14 protein-coding genes and 1 tRNA gene (1 of these 15 cut by a window edge) are annotated in these 16,400 nt (G+C 61.8%); 6 read left to right on the forward strand and 9 right to left on the reverse strand.

What is annotated here, in order from left to right; genetic code table 11:
- The 4 genes from msrQ to clpB all read right to left on the reverse strand — a co-directional run.
- Positions 1-166, reverse strand: partial view of a protein-methionine-sulfoxide reductase heme-binding subunit MsrQ gene (msrQ, locus tag ACXAF5_RS18520; RefSeq protein WP_216012631.1) — the beginning only. It extends 434 nt beyond the left edge of the window; the window shows 166 of its 600 coding nt (coding positions 1-166); the start codon lies at positions 164-166; its stop codon lies beyond the left edge, outside the window.
- On the reverse strand, positions 166-1,074 hold the full coding sequence (gene msrP / locus ACXAF5_RS18525) for a protein-methionine-sulfoxide reductase catalytic subunit MsrP (protein WP_474947697.1): 909 nt from the start codon (positions 1,072-1,074) through the stop codon (positions 166-168). The genes msrQ and msrP overlap by 1 nt, the downstream gene beginning before the upstream one ends.
- Before the next feature lie 71 nt (positions 1,075-1,145).
- A complete protein-coding gene (locus ACXAF5_RS18530) occupies positions 1,146-2,636 on the reverse strand; it encodes an FMN-binding glutamate synthase family protein (protein ID WP_474947698.1) in 1,491 nt (496 codons plus the stop codon).
- Positions 2,637-2,811: 175 nt separating this feature from the next.
- The gene (gene clpB, locus ACXAF5_RS18535) at positions 2,812-5,430 is read right to left on the reverse strand and encodes an ATP-dependent chaperone ClpB (RefSeq protein ID WP_474947699.1); all 2,619 of its coding nucleotides are present in this window, start codon (positions 5,428-5,430) and stop codon (positions 2,812-2,814) included.
- Between the two features lie 241 nt (positions 5,431-5,671).
- On the opposite strand from clpB, the gene pyrF reads away from it, so the two are divergent.
- Positions 5,672-6,397: an orotidine-5'-phosphate decarboxylase gene (gene pyrF / locus ACXAF5_RS18540; RefSeq protein WP_239324398.1), complete on the forward strand. Its 726-nt coding sequence runs from the start codon at positions 5,672-5,674 to the stop codon at positions 6,395-6,397.
- Between the two features lie 408 nt (positions 6,398-6,805).
- Here the strand turns inward: pyrF and ACXAF5_RS18545 are convergent, their stop codons facing one another.
- On the reverse strand, positions 6,806-7,219 hold the full coding sequence (locus ACXAF5_RS18545; RefSeq protein ID WP_474947700.1) for an NUDIX hydrolase: 414 nt from the start codon (positions 7,217-7,219) through the stop codon (positions 6,806-6,808).
- Positions 7,220-7,323: 104 nt separating this feature from the next.
- Between ACXAF5_RS18545 and ACXAF5_RS18550 the strand changes: the two genes are divergently transcribed.
- Entirely contained in the window at positions 7,324-8,595 is a 1,272-nt protein-coding gene (locus ACXAF5_RS18550; RefSeq protein ID WP_474947701.1) for a DNA polymerase IV, read from the forward strand.
- Positions 8,596-8,614: 19 nt separating this feature from the next.
- Here ACXAF5_RS18550 and ACXAF5_RS18555 read toward each other — a convergent pair whose 3' ends face one another.
- A complete protein-coding gene (locus ACXAF5_RS18555; RefSeq protein WP_474947702.1) occupies positions 8,615-9,475 on the reverse strand; it encodes an N-formylglutamate amidohydrolase in 861 nt (286 codons plus the stop codon).
- A 157-nt stretch (positions 9,476-9,632) separates the two neighbouring features.
- Between ACXAF5_RS18555 and ACXAF5_RS18560 the strand changes: the two genes are divergently transcribed.
- The 4 genes from ACXAF5_RS18560 to ACXAF5_RS18575 all read left to right on the forward strand — a co-directional run bounded on the left by ACXAF5_RS18560 (position 9,633) and on the right by ACXAF5_RS18575 (position 12,477).
- Positions 9,633-9,707: transfer RNA gene (locus ACXAF5_RS18560), tRNA-Val, on the forward strand.
- A gap of 81 nt (positions 9,708-9,788) precedes the next feature.
- Positions 9,789-9,914, forward strand: a complete 126-nt coding sequence (ykgO, locus tag ACXAF5_RS18565; protein ID WP_005648635.1) for a type B 50S ribosomal protein L36 — start codon at positions 9,789-9,791, stop codon at positions 9,912-9,914.
- Between the two features lie 304 nt (positions 9,915-10,218).
- Positions 10,219-11,229: an extracellular solute-binding protein gene (locus ACXAF5_RS18570; RefSeq protein WP_474947703.1), complete on the forward strand. Its 1,011-nt coding sequence runs from the start codon at positions 10,219-10,221 to the stop codon at positions 11,227-11,229.
- Positions 11,230-11,613: 384 nt separating this feature from the next.
- Positions 11,614-12,477: a CobW family GTP-binding protein gene (locus ACXAF5_RS18575; RefSeq protein WP_474947704.1), complete on the forward strand. Its 864-nt coding sequence runs from the start codon at positions 11,614-11,616 to the stop codon at positions 12,475-12,477.
- A 31-nt stretch (positions 12,478-12,508) separates the two neighbouring features.
- Here ACXAF5_RS18575 and ACXAF5_RS18580 read toward each other — a convergent pair whose 3' ends face one another.
- The 3 genes from ACXAF5_RS18580 to ACXAF5_RS18590 all read right to left on the reverse strand — a co-directional run bounded on the left by ACXAF5_RS18580 (position 12,509) and on the right by ACXAF5_RS18590 (position 16,387).
- Entirely contained in the window at positions 12,509-14,164 is a 1,656-nt protein-coding gene (locus ACXAF5_RS18580) for an ABC transporter permease (protein ID WP_239324637.1), read from the reverse strand.
- A 152-nt stretch (positions 14,165-14,316) separates the two neighbouring features.
- Complete coding sequence (locus tag ACXAF5_RS18585; protein WP_474947705.1) at positions 14,317-15,534, reverse strand: phenylacetate--CoA ligase family protein; 1,218 nt, start codon at positions 15,532-15,534, stop codon at positions 14,317-14,319.
- A gap of 16 nt (positions 15,535-15,550) precedes the next feature.
- Positions 15,551-16,387: an ABC transporter ATP-binding protein gene (locus ACXAF5_RS18590; RefSeq protein ID WP_239324412.1), complete on the reverse strand. Its 837-nt coding sequence runs from the start codon at positions 16,385-16,387 to the stop codon at positions 15,551-15,553.
- Between the last annotated feature and the right edge of the window lie 13 nt (positions 16,388-16,400).

The following is a 16,400-nucleotide window of genomic DNA, read 5'->3' on the forward strand; positions in this document are numbered from 1 at the left end:
GAAGCGCCAACTCGCCGTAACGATGCTCCAGCGCCTTGATCGGCTCCACGCCAAGCCCACCCGTGAGGCCCTGCCAGAACAGCCAGACCGCCGGGGCCAGCCCACATATATATATGAGCCACGACGGCACCCGGCGCAGAGCGGAATTCAGTGTCGCAAGATCCATCAGAAGTTCTTTGTCAGATCCAGACCTTCATAGAGGGAGGCGACTTCCTGATCGTAGCCATTGAACATCAGCGTCGGCTGACGGCGCGAGAACAACCCGCCCCCGATGCGACGCTCTGTGGCCTGGCTCCAACGCGGGTGATCCACCTCCGGGTTCACATTGCTGTAAAAACCGTATTCGCGTGCATTGGCCATGTTCCAGCTGGTGGGCGGCTCTTGATCGGTGAGGGTGATCTTCACCACCGATTTGATCGACTTGAAGCCATACTTCCACGGCACCACCAGACGAAGCGGAGCGCCGTTCTGGTTCGGCAGCGGCTTTCCGAAGATCCCCGTCGCCATCAGGGTCAGCGGATGCATCGCCTCATCGAGCCGCAAGCCCTCGCGGTAGGGCCAATCCAGAACCGGGTAGCGGGTGCCCGGCATTTCATCCGGACGCAGGAGCGTTTCAAAGGCGACGTATTTCGCGCCCTCCTGCACACCGGCCACATTCAGCAGGTCGGCCAGCTCAAACCCCTGCCATGGGATCACCATCGACCACGCCTCGACACAGCGGAACCGATAGATCCGTTCTTCCAGCGTCATTTCCGACAGGATCTGTTCAAACCCATAGGTGCCGGGGTTCTCGACCATACCGTCGATCTCGACCTCCCAGGGGGACGTCGTCATCTGGCCTGCATATGTGGCGGGATCGGTCTTGCCCGTGCCGAACTCATAGAAGTTGCAATAGGTGGTGACCTCTTCCCATGTGTTGGGATCAAGGCTCTCCGTCTCGGCCTGAGCAAGCCCTGCCCCAATACTGCCAAGTCCCACACCGCCAAGCCCGGCGAGGATCTTGCGCCGGTTCCAGAACAGGGGTTCGGGCGTGATGTCGCTGTGGGTCAGGTCGTTCTGCCAGCGGTGGGCCATTTGTGCGCTCCTTCAAGTCGGGTTGCCCCATGAGGTAACGCCCCAAGGCCTCAGAGCAAAAACATATCCTCTCACATCTCCGCGACAGCACTGTAACTTGGCAGGATCTCATTCATCGGCCGCGAGGAGCCATCCTCCTGCACGATGCGCATGTGACGGCGGCGCATCTTGCGCGGCTCATCCACACCGACCGAATGGGCGATGGTCTCCACCTCGTGAATCACCTCGCGGGCATAGCGGGCGACTTTCTGGAATTTATCCTCAACCACAAGCCCCTGCTGAAAGCGCGGGTCGTGGGTGGTGATGCCGGTCGGGCAGGTGTTGCGATTGCATTTGAGCGCCTGAATGCAGCCCAAAGAGAACATGAAGCCCCGTGCAGAGGTCACAAAATCCGCCCCCGCCGCCAGCGCCCAGGCCACATCGCCCGGATTGACCAGCTTGCCGCTGGAGATGAGGCGAATGCGGTCCTTGAAACCATACTCATCACGCAGATTGCACACCATCGGCAGCGCCTCGCGCACGGACATGCCCACAAGATCGATCAGCGGCATGGGCGCCGCCCCGGTGCCACCTTCGCCACCGTCGATGGTGATGAAATCCGGCACATCATCGGGACGTGCGGCAAAGTTCAGGAACATCTCGCGCAGGGCGACTTCGGAGCCTGCGACGGTTTTGATGCCGACGGGTTTGCCCGTGATCTCACGGACCCTCGCCACCATATCCAAGAGTTCGTCATAACTCTCGATATCAAGGTGGCGGTTGGGAGAAATGCTCGCTTCGCCCTCGGTGATGCCACGAATTTCGGCAATCTCGGCATTGACCTTGGCCGCAGGCAGGATGCCGCCCTTGCCGGGTTTGGCGCCCTGCGCGAGCTTCAGTTCAAACATCCTCACCTGCGGGATCTCGGCGATGTCCTTCAGGCGCGTATCGCTGAGATTGCCCGCCGCATCGCGGACCCCGTATTTGGCGGTGCCGATCTGAAAAACAATGTCGCAACCCCCATCAAGGTGAAACGGGCTGAGGCCACCCTCGCCCGTATTGAGCCAGACACCTGCCTCGCGCGCGCCACGACTGAGGGCCGTCACAGCCGGACGTGACAAGGCCCCGTAGCTCATGCCCGAGATATTGAAGAACGATGGTGCATTATAGGGGACGCGCGCGGTGGGGCCGATCAGCATCGGCTCGGTCGAGGCGGATTGATCGTCCAGCGGCGGAAAGGGCGCGTTCACAAAGATCGGCGTGCCCGGCACGGATGTGTTGCGGGTGGAGCCGAAGGCAACCGTATTTGTCACCCCGGCACAGGCGCGCGCAATCCATTCTCGCTGCGCCCGGTTGAAGGGCAACTCCTCACGGTCCATCGCAAAGAAGTACTGACGGAAGAACTCTCCCAAAGTGCTGAACAGATGGCGAAAGCGCCCAAGGACCGGATAGTTGCGCCGAATGGCATCCTGCGTCTGGATGCGATCGGCGACGAACATTGCCAGCCCCACGAGCGCAACGACGCCGATCAACCAGATAAACACCACCGCGAGGATCGACACCGCATTCATCGCAAAACCCATCACACGTCCTTTCCGTACTCAAATTGCGCGGCCCATGCGGACCTGGCTGCACTCAGCTATAACATGTTGATCCATGACAGGCGGATGACGTTTGCCGCACCGCCGATCACGAGAACTCTCATTTGCAAAAAAGGGCCGCCCCGCAGGGCGACCCATGATGATTCCATAAGGGCGATCAATGCACCACGGCATCATCCGGTCTCGGCCGGTCAGAGCTGCCGACACGATCCCCGATCACCAAACCCTCAGCGCCCGCGGAAACAGGAACGGTCTCACCATCCTTGATGTCTCCGGCCAACAAGGCCTCGGCCAGCGGGTTCTGCAAGGCACGCTGGATCACGCGCTTGAGCGGCCGCGCACCAAACACAGGGTCATAGCCCTCATCCGCGAGCCATGTCTTGGCACCGTCATCCAGCTCCAGCGTGATCTTGCGCTGCGCCAGGCGCTTGGTCAGACGCCCAAGCTGGATTTCGACGATACCGCCCATGTCCTGCCGCCCCAGACGGTCAAAGATTACGGTCTCATCGAGACGGTTCAGGAACTCGGGCCGGAAATGCGCCCGCACAGCGTCCATCACGTCACGCTTGGCATCCGCTGCATCGGCACCATCGGGCAACTGGCTCAACGCCTGTGCACCGAGGTTCGACGTCAGAATAATCAGCGTCTGCTTGAAATCCACGGTCCGACCCTGACCATCGGTCAGCATGCCGTCGTCCAGCACCTGCAAGAGCACGTTGAACACATCTGGATGCGCCTTCTCGACCTCGTCGAACAGCACCACCTGATAGGGTCTGCGCCGCACGGCCTCGGTCAGCACGCCGCCTTCGTCGTAGCCGACATAACCCGGTGGGGCGCCGATCAGACGCGCGACGGCGTGTTTCTCCATGAACTCCGACATATCGATGCGCACCATGGCGCTGTCATCGTCAAAGAGGAACTCGGCGACGGCCTTGGTGAGCTCGGTTTTCCCCACGCCGGTCGGCCCGAGGAACAGGAACGACCCCAGCGGACGGTTCTCATCATTGAGCCCCGCGCGCGCCCGGCGCACCGCATTTGCCACAGCCGTTACGGCGGCGTTCTGGCCGATGACGCGCTTGTGCAGACCGTCTTCCATACGCAAGAGCTTCTCACGCTCGCCCTCCAGCATCTTGGAGGTGGGAATACCGGTCCAGCGCTCAACCACGGCTGCGATCTGTTCTGGCCGCACCGCTTCCTCGACCATCAGGCCCTGCTCTTCTTTCTGTTCCGCTTCCGAGAGCTGCTTTTCCAACCCCGGAATGACGCCATAAGAGAGCTCACCCGCCTTTGCGAGGTTGCCTTCGCGCTTGGCGATGTCCAGTTCCGCCCGCGCCTTGTCGAGCTGCTCCTTCAAGTCACGCGCCGAGGCGAGCTTGTCGCGTTCGGCCTGCCATTGCGCCGTCATCTCGCTGGAGCGCTCCTGCAGATCCGCCAGTTCCTTCTGGAGATGATCCAGACGGTCCTTCGACGCCGCATCATCCTCCAGCTTCAGCGCCTCTTCCTCGATCTGCATTTGCAGGATCTGGCGATCAAGCGCGTCCAACTCTTCGGGCTTGGAGTCCACCTCCATGCGCAGACGCGATGCGGCCTCATCCACGAGGTCGATCGCCTTGTCGGGCAGGAAACGGTCGGTGATGTAGCGGTTCGACAGTGTCGCCGCAGATACCAGCGCCGCATCCGCGATGCGCACACCGTGGTGCAGCTCGTATTTTTCCTTGATGCCACGCAGGATGGAGATCGTGTCCTCCACCGTTGGCTCGGTCACCATCACGGGCTGGAAACGGCGCGCTAGGGCGGCATCCTTTTCCACGTACTTGCGGTATTCGTCGAGCGTGGTCGCACCGATACAGTGCAACTCTCCCCGCGCCAGCGCCGGTTTGATGAGGTTTGCCGCATCCATCGCGCCATCGGATTTGCCCGCGCCCACAAGCGTGTGCATCTCGTCGATGAACAGGATGATTTCACCCGCCGCATCGGTGACTTCGTTGAGAATCCCCTTGAGACGTTCCTCAAACTCGCCGCGATACTTCGCACCCGCAATGAGCGCGCCCATGTCGAGCGCCAGCAGGCGTTTGTCCTTGAGGCTCTCGGGCACGTCGCCGTTCACGATGCGCAGAGCCATGCCCTCGGCAATCGCGGTTTTCCCTACGCCCGGCTCACCAATCATGACGGGGTTGTTCTTGGTTCGACGCGACAGCACCTGCATGGCGCGGCGGATTTCGTCGTCGCGGCCAATAATCGGGTCGATCTTGCCTTCGCGGGCGCGCTCCGTCAGGTCGAGCGTGTATTTCTTCAGCGCCTCATAGGTGTCTTCGGCATTCGCGGTATCCGCCGTGCGGCCCTTGCGCACATCGTTGATCGCCTCATTCAGCTTTTGCGCAGACACACCACCGGCGTCCAACGCATCCTTCGCCTTGGATTTCACCAGTGCCAGTGCAGTCAGCAGGCGTTCGACCGGCACAAAGCTGTCGCCGGCCTTCTCGGCAACCTTGGTCGCCTCATCCAGCACCTTGGCGGTCTGCCCATCCAGATAGATCTGGCCGGCGTCGCCTGAGACCTTCGGCAACTTGCCAATGGCCGTTTCCACGGCCTCGCTGACACGCGCCATATTACCACCCGCATGGGTGATCAGGTTCGCCGCCATGCCCTGGTCGTCGTCCAGCAGTGCCTTGAGAATATGTTCCGGCGTCAGCCGTTGGTGACCCTCGCGCAATGCGATGGTCTGGGCGGCCTGGACAAAGCCACGCGCCCGTTCAGTGAACTTGTTCAAGTCCATCTTCTTCTCCTCTTCATAAGCGCCCCGCGCATGACCCCGCCCGCTTGGCGGCACAGGATCGGTGTGGGCCTCGATCAAAGATGTGGGCATTCGCGCCCCATCTTCAAGTACTTGCCTACCATGCCAAAGGTTGACGAACCTTGACAACGATCAAGCCGGGCAAAAATCCCGCATACGCCCTTTTCCACAGGGGCCACAGGCAGTAGGAAGGCGCAACCCAGCCCAGACCGGAGAGATGCCAATGACCACCCCCGCTGCCGATGACCGTCTGATCGTTGCCATGGACGTGCCCAATGCGATTGCCGGGCTGAAGCTGGCCGAGCAGCTTGGCGACGCTGTTTCCTTCTACAAGATCGGGCTGGGCATGCTGACCGGGGGCGGTCTGGCGCTGGCAAACGAGCTGAAGCAGGAACACGGCAAGAAGATCTTCCTCGACATGAAGCTGTTTGACATCGGCGCGACGGTGGAGAACGCCGTGCATGGCCTGGCACAGTTCGATCTCGATTTCCTGACCGTGCATGGCGATCCCTACGTCGTGCGCGCCGCCAAGGAAGGGGCCGCAGGCAAGGACCTGAAAATCCTTGCCGTGACCATTCTGACCTCGCTCGATCGCGAGGACCTTGATGGCGCTCTGATCAAGCCTGGCGAGATCAAGGATCTGGTGCAGGAACGCGCGGGCAATGCACTGGCCGCCGGCGCAGATGGCGTCATCGCAAGCCCGCAAGAAGCTGCCCTGATCCGCGCCCTGCCCGAAGCCGAAGGCAAATTGATCGTGACCCCGGGGGTGCGCCCGGTGGGGGCCGATCTGGGCGATCAGAAACGCGTCACCACACCGGCGCAGGCCCTGGCATCCGGCGTCGACCACATCGTAGTTGGTCGGCCGATCTGGCAGGCCAGCGCGCCCCGCGCCGCCGCCGAAGACATCCTGCGGGAGATGAACAGCCCGCAAGCAAAATCCCCCAACTAGTATGGAACCGCGGCCAGCCACAGGTCGCGATCCTGGGGGATGGCCTCTCCCGCGACAAGCCCTGCCTAAAAAGCAGGCAATGCGGTGCCAAACGCGCGATCCTTGTGTGGCACCGTAAAACCACCGTGTAACGGAAAGCCAAGCTTTGGAGATCAAACGGGAATTCAGGCGCCCTCGGCGATAAATTTCAAAAAATGAATTCCTGAGCCGTGACCCGGAAAGCACAGCCGACACGGCGAAATGGGGGCACCCGCCCGGAGAAGCTTTGCCAAACAGGCCCTCATGGGCGATTCTGGGGATGAGACACTCCCCTGACGTTTACCTCTTCCTGAGAAACGTCACCTTCCCCCGCCACTGTGCGGGGGCCTTTCTTTCAAAAGGGCAATTCTGGCACCGCCGCGCCCCGGTTCAGCGCAGCGCATCATTCGGCTCCAGGTAATCGCGCAGACGCTGCTTGAACTGCGGTATGCCCAAGGGATGCGCGCAGTAGACCTGCGGGGACATCAGCGCCCACCGCTGCCCCTCATCCCCAAGCTGCACCTCATCCACTCTGCGCACCGCGATATGCGCGGCAAAGAACCAGCTGTCGCCATCCGGTCGCGGATAGCACCGACGATAGCCAAGGTCGGCTTCGGACAGATGCAGGCCAACCTCCTCGGCGGTTTCGCGCAGTGCGCATTCGGCAGGGGACTCGCTGGCCTCGCGACCGCCGCCCGGCAGATCCCAATGGCCCGGGAACGGGATGTCCACCTTGTCATCGCGCAGGATCACAAGCAGCTCCGGCCCCAGAAACAGCGCCAGTTTCGCTCCCTTGAAGGTCATGGTATATCCTGTTCCTGCGCGGCCGCACTCTGCCTGTTCCGGCAACACGCTACCCGGATCGGGCGCGGCGCACACCCTGTTTCTGCGCTTTTGTCGAGCACGCCATGCCAGCCCTCTGCCGCGACTGCCTGCACAGCTTCTCCGCCGTTTCCAGGCGCCCGGGGCATCGGCGTTGCCCGGCCTGCCGCAGTCCGCGTGTTACGGAACATGAGGAGCTGTTCAGCCTGTCCATCGCCCATATGGATTGCGACGCGTTCTACGCCAGCGTCGAAAAACGCGACAACCCGGAGCTGGCGGACAAACCGGTCATCATTGGCGGCGGGCATCGTGGCGTTGTCTCCACCGCCTGTTACGTCGCGCGCATTCGCGGTGTGCGCTCCGCCATGCCGATGTTTCAGGCCTTGCAGCTGTGCCCCGATGCCGTCGTTATCAAACCCAGGATGGAGGTCTATGCCCAAACCAGTCGCGCCATTCGCGCGATGATGGATGAGCTGACGCCCGAGGTGGAACCCTTGTCGCTGGACGAAGCCTTTATGGACCTGTCCGGAACGGAGCGGCTGCATGGCGCGCCCCCGGCTGTCATGCTGGCCCGGCTTGTCAAACGGATGAAGGATGAGCTGGGCGTTACCGGCTCCATCGGCCTCAGCCACAACAAGTTCCTCGCAAAGGTCGCCTCCGATCTCGACAAGCCCCGGGGGTTCTCTGTGATCGGCAAGGCGGAAACAGCCACCTTCCTGCATGATAAACCGGTGCGCCTGATCTGGGGCATTGGCCCCGCGGCACAGGCCGCGCTGGACAGAGCTGGCATCCGCGCCTTTTCCGACCTGCTGCGATGGGACCGTCGCGACCTGCATGACAGATTCGGCAGCATGGGGGATCGGCTCTGGCACCTGGCCCGCGGTGAAGACCGGCGCAAAGTCTCCGCGCGCACGCCGGTAAAGTCCATATCAAAGGAAACCACCTTCTTTGAGGATACGATGCATCTTGATGTGCTCGATGGACATCTCTGGCGTCTGGCCGAGCAGGTCTCTGATCGCGCCAAGGCCAAGGGGCTTGCGGGCCGGGTGGTAACGCTGAAGCTCAAACGCGCCAATCATTCCACCCTGACGCGGCGACACTCTCTACACAGCCCGACGCAAATCGCCGATCTGATCTATCGCACCGCGCGCGGACTTTTGGACCAGACCATTTCGCAGGGTCCCTTCCGACTTCTTGGCTGTGGCATCAGCGATCTGGTGCCCGAGTCACAGGCAGACCTCACAGCGGATCTGCTGGATCCGGACGCCGGAAAACGTGCAACCGCCGAGCGCGCAGCGGATGAAATCCGCAAACGCTTCGGGAAGGATGCGATTCTCAAGGGGCGCGCTCTGCGCTAGCGTCGTGGATGCGATGCCTTCACTCTGCTGCCAGGGGCCGCTCTTCTGATCCCAGCGCAGACAGGTCTCGAATGGCCTGCGTCAACTGGGCCCGCACCTGCGCAAAGCGGGCATTGGGCACGATGGCGACCTCGTCCATATAGAGCGAGCGATCGATTTCGACCTGGATCGCATGCTGCCGGCGCGAGGGGCGCCCATAGGTCTGGGTAATATACGCCCCGGCAAAGGGCGAATTGCGCGCCACCCGGAACCCCGCGCGGGAAAAGGCCGCCTCCACCGCATCGATGACCCAGCCGTCCGCAGCGGCCCCGAACCGATCCCCCAGGACGACTTCGGGCCGCTTCGACGGTTTTGCAGAGATCCCCTCCACCGCCTCATGCGGCATGGAATGGCAATCCACCAGAATCGTTTCGCCAAACCGGGCATGAGAGGAATCAAGCAACCGCTGCAAGGCGCAGTGATAAGGGTACCAGTAGTCATCAATCCGCGCCCGGGCTTCGGCCAGGGGGATTTTGCCGCGATAGATCGTCCGCCCGTTGGCAACGACGCGGGGAATCACCCCCAGCCCGGAGGCAACACGCGGGTTCTGGCCACGTCGGGTGACGCCCTCGATCAACGCCGGATCAAGCTCTTCGCACGACCTGTTGAGATCCACAAAGGCCCGCGGCAAGGTTGCCGTCAGCATCGGCATGCCCAGCTGCGGCGCGGCCGCGAACAGCCGGTCCACAAAGGCATCCTCGCTGCTGCGCAGGCGTTTTGCATCCAGAATCGACTGTTTCACAAAAGAATCGGGGTAGAATGCACCGCTGTGCGGCGACGCGACGACCACAGGTGATCGCCACACCTGGGGCATTTCGATAGAATATGCCTGTCCTGACATACCAGCTCCGCTTTCCCGCCTGATAATCACAGCATAGAGTTTATATTTCTGTGGCAAAAGCTCTTGCGCCCACAATCGACTCCTTTTATAGACCCCTTCACCGACGCGGATCGACGCGCTGAACAGCGTGTTCATGTCGATTTGACGTTGGCATCATGGGCGGTTAGCTCAGCGGTAGAGCACTTCGTTGACATCGAAGGGGTCACAAGTTCGATCCTTGTACCGCCCACCATGATTTCGCTGTTTTGGACCTCGGTCCAGGACGCCCCGCTAACCCAGGCGCTGGTTCGCGCCGCAGAAAAGGAGAGAGGCCATGAAGGTCAAGAACTCGCTCCGCTCGCTGAAGAACCGGCACCGTGACTGCCGGGTTGTGCGTCGCAAGGGCCGCGTTTACGTCATCAACAAGACGCAGCGCAAGTTCAAAGCGCGCCAGGGCTGAGCCTAACGCACAAGACGCCTTTCACGAGGCTCCGAAGAACCGCATCTTTTGATGCGGTTTTTTGTTTTTCCGGCCTCTTTTTTTGCCCCTGCGCCCTCCCGTAGGTCCTCATCCGTCGCCTGCCGTCAGATCGCCGAAAAGGTGGTGACGTCACCTGCCCTCAGCCTGCTCATAACTTTTCCGACAGAATTAATCAGTTACCCCTTACATTTGGGCCTCAGTGTAGTAATTGACTAAAGAACTTGGATTTTGGAGCGCGGCCAGATCGTCCGTGCCCAAGCGACAGTCAAAGGGATGGAAGCTCATGAGAATCAATATCTTTGCCACACTTGCCGCCAGCTGCCTCGCGACCACTGCGATCGCCGATGGTGTGGTGAACCTCTATTCATCGCGCCACTACGATACGGACGAACGGCTCTACAGCGAGTTCGAGGACGCCACCGGAATCACCATCAACCGGATTGAGGGTAAGGCGGACGAGTTGATCGCCCGCATGGAAGCAGAGGGCGCGAATTCCCCCGCCGACGTGCTGATCACCGTTGATACCTCTCGTCTGGCACGCGCCAAGAACGCCGGCATTCTGCAATCCATCGACAGCGATGTGCTGGAAGAGAAGATTCCGTCCAATCTGCAGGACGTCGACAATCAATGGTTCGGGTTTTCCCAGCGAGCGCGGATCATCTTCTACGCCAAGGATTCGCTCGACACCCCGCCTGCCACTTATCTCGACCTTGCCGACCCGGCCTACGAGGGCAAGGTCTGCATCCGGTCGTCGACCAATACCTACAACCAGACGCTGCTTGCGGCGATCGTGACAAACCATGGCGAGGAAGCCGCCAAGGACTGGGCCGAAGGCGTGGTCTCCAACATGGCGCGCAGCCCGCAGGGCGGTGACACCGATCAATTGCGCGGATTGGTTTCCGGTGAATGCGAAATCGCCGTGTCCAACAGCTACTACTTTGCCCGCGCCCTGCGCAAAGACGTCAAGGGCGTCTCGGGCGATATCGACAAGATCGGATGGGTCTTCCCCGCGCAGGACGCTGAAGGTGCTCATATGAATCTGTCCGGTGCCGGTGTTGCAGCCCATGCCCCCAACCGCGACAACGCGATCAAGTTTCTGGAGTATCTCGCATCCGACCAGGCGCAGAAGTACTTCTCCAACGGCAACGATGAATTCCCGACCGTGCCCGGAGTGGCGCTGGCGGAGAATGTTGCCAAGCTCGGTGCGTTCAAGGCCGATGACGTGAACCTGTCCGAGGTTGCGACCAACATTCCCACTGCCCAGAAGATCTTTAACGAGGCTGGCTGGAAATAATCCAGCCTCGGGTTTTGGCGTTATCCGCCCTGCCATCCGGCGCAGCCCGTATCCAACGGGCTGCGCCTTTTTTATGCGTCGACGGTCCGGGATTCGCCCCGTCACTCCCACGCGAGATGCTGCGCTCAGGCGCCTGACCCCGGCAAATCCACCCGGATCACACCGGAACACAATATTTTTTTCGAATATTTATCGCGATAAATCAGCGCCTAGCGCCGTTTCTCATACTCTGCCCTCTGCCCGCGGGTAATGTTGGTCTGGACCGGATGGATCACAGCCCCTATAGAGTCGCGCCAAGCAAGGCATAGAGCTTGCACAATCTGAAATGGGGAGGTCGGTCGGTATGCCGATTACGATGCACCTGACGTGCGGGGGCAAACCCTGATGCGCGTTCCTGTCACGATTGTCAGTGGATATCTCGGCGCGGGCAAGACCACGCTGATCAACTCCCTGTTGGGAGAGGACCACGGCCTGCGTCTCGCGGTGTTGGTCAATGATTTCGGCAGCATCAATATCGATGCCGCCCTGATCAAAGAGACCGAGATCGACAGTCTCGCTCTGACGAATGGCTGTGTCTGCTGCACGCTTGGCGATGATCTCCTGATGAGTGTGAACGACCTCCTGTCGCGCGGCGGAACTCCGGACCATATCCTGATCGAAGCCAGCGGAATCGCAGAGCCGGTGGCGATTGCCAATGCACTGCTCGCGGACAGCCGACTGAGCTATGCGGGTATCGTGACAGTGGTGGACGGGACCAACATCGAAGATTTGTTGTCCGACCCGCTTCTGGAACCTCAAGTGACTCAGCAAATCCGCGCGGCGGATATCGTGCTGATCAGCAAACTGCCGGACGGATCGGATGATCAGGTGCAGGACAAGTTGCGCGCCCTCGGCGCCCGCGCGCCCACCCGGCTCAGCGACATGCCGCTGTCCCGCCTGTTGTTCGACGTTACCCCCCTGCCCCGCAGCGCTGCCCCCGCGCCCCATCCCGGATATGTCAGCTGGCAACACCGCAGCCGTCAGGTCCTTGACCGCCGCCAGCTCGGTGACAAGCTCGCGGACCGGCCGGAAGGGCTGTATCGGATGAAAGGGTTTGTCCTGACCTCCGGCGGCGCCTATGAGCTGCATATCGTCGGTCGCCATGTCGAAGCACGGCGGTGCGATGCGGACGAAACGCTGCTGGTTGCCTTGGGACCGGAGAACCGGATCAGCCGCGACCAGATCGAAGCCTGGTGGTGTAGCGCCTAGCGCCGGCAGGACTCGCAGCAGCTGTCGCGCGCTATCGCCTGCGCCCGACCTGACGACAAATCAGGATCACCGGCAGCAGACCCACCGCCATGATGGCCAGGGACGGGACCGCGGCCCCTTCCAGCCGCTCATCCGCGGCGAGTCGATGCGCCTGCACGGCCAGCGTATCGAAATTGAACGGCCGCATGATCAGCGTCGCGGGCAGCTCTTTCATCACATCGACAAAAACGATCAGCAGCGCGGTCAGCAGGCTCGGCGTCAGGATCGGCAGGTGAATCCTGCGCAACATGCCCAGCGGGCTTTGTCCCAGCGATCTGGCGGCGGCATCCATATTGGCATGGACCGTTGCCTGCCCGCCCTCATAGGCCCCGAGCGCAGCGGCCATGAAGCGCACCACATAGGCCAGCACCAGCAACCAGATCGACCCGGTGACCAGCAGGCCCGTCCGGATCCCGAAACTGGCCTGCATCCAGGCGTCCAGCGCATTGTCGAACGCCGCAAAGGGCACCATCAGCCCCACGGCGATCACGCCGCCGGGCACAGCATAGCCCAGCCGCGAGAAATAGGCCGCCATGCTCGACGGCCGCCCCGGCCGCAGCCGCTGATAAAACCCGAGACCAATGGCCGCCACCAGCGTGATCAGCGCGGCTGTGGTCGCCAGGGTGAGGGAATTGCTGACAAATCCGATGTAGCGCCGGCTGAACAGGTCCTGTTCTGACTGCAATCCCATCAGCGTCAGGCTGACCAACGGCACCAGAAAGCCAAATATCACCGGCAGGGCACAAAGGAGCAGGGCAAAGCAGGACGTCACGCCACTGAGGCGCGCCGGCCCCATCGTGGCCTGCTGCTTGCCGGCGTGGTGATAGCGCGCTCTGCCGCGACTGGAGCGTTCCGCCACCGCCAGCAGCAGGGCAAACCCCAGCAAGCACAGCGCAAGCTGCGCCGCGCCCGCGCGATCCCCAAGCGAGAACCAGCTTGTATAGATGCCCGTGGCAAAGGTCTGCACGCCGAAATAGGCAACGGTCCCGTAGTCCGCAATCGTCTCCATCACCGCCAGCAACACGCCGGAGGCCACGGCAGGGCGCGCCATCGGCAGGCTCACCCGCCAGAACGCGCGCCAGGAGCTGTGTCCCAGCGCCCGCGCCGCCAGAAATGCACTGGCGCTCTGCTGCAAGAAGGCCGCGCGCGCCAGCAGGTAAACATAAGGATAGAGCACCAGCACCAGCATCAAGGCCGCGCCCCCCAGCGACCGGATCTCGGGGAACCAGTAGTCACGCGGCCCCCAGCCTGTCACATCCCGCAGGGTCGATTGCACGATCCCGGGATGGTCGAGCAAAAAGGTGTAGCCATAGGCAAGCACATAGGCCGGAAAGGCCAGCGGCAGCACCAGCGCCACCTCGAAGAAGCGCACCCCCGGAAACCGCGTCATGGTGACCAGCCAGGCCGCCCCCACCCCGATGGAGAAGGTGCCGATCGACACCAGCAGCACGAGATACACCGTCGTGCGCGCATAACGCGGCAAAACGGTTTCGGCGAGATGGGAGATCGTGTCGATTCCGCCGGTAAAGGCGGCGATCGCCACCGCAACCATCGGCAACAGACAGGCCAGAGCCACGCCCCAGGCCAGAACGGCAAAGCCGCGAGTGCCCTTGCTACGTGCGGAGATGCTGCGGCGGGGCACGGGCATCTGAGTCTGGCTCGCTTGCGTCATTCGTCCTGCTTATGAACTGTGTCGCCCCGGTTTCAAGCATTTTTGTCGGAAATGACAGCACGAAACCGCCGCTGCGACGGTATGTCGACAGCGGCGGCCCTGTTATTCCATGTTTTGGCAGGAACAGGTCAATCGTAGCTGCGCTGATCCTCGATCACCAGACCATCCTTGGGCAGCGTGCCCGGCGCGACAATATCCACGGTCCCCCTCAGTTTGAGCAGGTCCACGACCGAGCGGGCAAAGGTGATCTCATCGCCGCCATCGGCCTCGATCCGCACGGTCATGACGTCCATTTCGCCACTGCGCGACGCGACAACACGGGCTTTGAGGATCTCGTCGTGTTTGTCGACCAGCGCGGCCACCTGTTCGGGGCGCACAAACATCCCCTTGATCTTGGTGGTCTGGTCCGCGCGGCCCATCCAGCCCTTGATGCGCATATTGGTGCGGCCACAGGGGCTTTGACCGGGCAGGACTGCGCTCATATCGCCGGTGGCAAAACGGATCAGCGGGTAATCCCGGTTCAGCGTCGTGACCACAACTTCGCCCACCTCGCCCGGTGCAACCGGGGTGCCGGTGCCGGGGGTGACGATTTCGACGATCACCTGCTCATCGACGATCATGCCCTCCATCGCGGCGCTCTCATAGGCGATATTGCCCAGATCCGCCGTGGCATAGCATTGCAGGCAGGAAATGCCGCGATCCGCATAGTCCTGACGCAGGCTCGGGAACAACGCGCCGCCGCCAACCGCCGCCTTTGTGAAGCCCAGCTCGACGCCCATGGCCTCGGCCTTGTCCAGGATCACCTTGAGGTAATCGGGCGTTCCGGCATAGGTCGTCGCCCCAACATCGCGCGCCGCCGTGACCTGCAGTTCGGTCTGGCCGGTGCCAGCAGGCAGAACCGCAGCCCCCACGGTCCGGGCGCCATTTTCAAAGATCATCCCAGCCGGGGTCAGGTGATAGCCAAAGCAGTTCTGCACCACATCGCCCGGCCCGACGCCCGCCGCATGCAGGAAACGCCCCATGCGCCACCAGTCGTGATCGACGCCACCGGGTTCATAAATCGGCCCCGGGGATTGAAAGATATGGGCAAACCCATGTGCAGGCTTGACGGTAAACCCACCAAAGGGGGGCTGTGCGGCCTGCGCCGCGCTCAAATCCGCTTTGCGCAGCACCGGCAATGATGCCAGCGCCTCCACCGATGTGATCTTTGCCGGGTCTACATCCGCGAGCAGGGCGGCAAAGCCGGGCGCGGATTTGGCACGGGCGATCTGTTCCGGCAGGAGCGTCGCCAGATCAGCCGCGCGTTCATCGGCGCTGCGGGTTTCCAATGTATCAAAATAGGTCATGTCGTCCCTCCCCGCCTTAGCTCAACCACCTTTTACGACGGCGATAGGAACGCACATCGCGGAAACTCTTGCGGCCATCTTCGGACATGCCGAGGTAGAATTCCTTCACATCCGGGTTTTCACGCAGCTCTGCCGCCGGGCCGTCCATCACCACCCGCCCAGATTCCAGAATGTACCCGTAGTGGGCATAGCGCAGCGCCACGTTGGTGTTCTGTTCCGCCAGCAGGAAGGTCACGCCCTCGTTCTCATTGATCGACTTCACGATCTCAAAGATCTGCTCCACCAGCTGCGGCGCCAGCCCCATCGAGGGCTCATCCAGCAGGATCGTCTCCGGGCGGCTCATCAGCGCGCGGCCCATGGCCACCATCTGCTGCTCCCCACCCGAGGTGTAGCCCGCCTGGCTCTTGCGGCGCTCCTTGAGGCGCGGAAAATAGGTGTAGACCAGCTCCAGATCCTCCTGGATCTTGGCGCTGCTGTCACCACGGGTATAGGCCCCGGTGAGCAGGTTCTCTTCGACCGTCAGGTGCTCAAAGCAATGGCGGCCTTCCATCACCTGGATGACGCCCTTCTTCACCAGCTCGGCCGGGTCCTGTTCATGCACGTCAGCGCCGCGATAGCGCACCGATCCTTTGGTCACCTCGCCGCGTTCCGAATGCAGCAGGTTGGAGATCGCCTTCAGCGTCGTGGTCTTGCCCGCGCCGTTGCCCCCCAACAATGCGGTAATCCCGCCCTTGGGAACATTCAGGCTCACGCCCTTCAGCACGAGGATCACGTGATTGTAGATCACCTCGATATTGTTGACCTCGAGCAGGGTCTCCGCCTGCACGTCTGTGGTGTTGGCCGCGTCCAGCATCTCGAAAGCCTAT

The sequence above is a fragment of the Epibacterium sp. ABV4_022 genome, from assembly GCF_056159345.1.